General features: G+C 41.9%; 1 protein-coding gene. It reads right to left on the reverse strand.

From position 1 onward, the window contains the following. Positions 1-202 (reverse strand): DnaJ domain-containing protein (locus tag C6N31_RS47595; protein WP_498063743.1); only part of this gene is annotated, 202 nt, incomplete at its 3' end. Positions 203-215 lie beyond the last annotated feature (13 nt).

A 215-nucleotide genomic window follows, 5' to 3' on the forward strand; every position in this document is an offset into this window, starting at 1 on the left:
CGCCACCTCCACCCATTCCTTCCTTAAGGGCATCCTCGCCATATTGATCATATATCTCACGTTTCTCTGGATCACTCAGAACTTCATACGCTTGTGCTAGTTCTTTAAACTTTTCTGGATCACCACCCTTATCTGGATGATTTTTTATGGCAGCTTTTTTATACGCCTTTTTCAGATCATCTGAAGATGCATTCGTTGACACACCAAGAACATCA

The organism is Streptomyces fildesensis, from assembly GCF_016107395.1.
GTDB lineage: Bacteria > Actinomycetota > Actinomycetes > Streptomycetales > Streptomycetaceae > Actinacidiphila > Actinacidiphila fildesensis.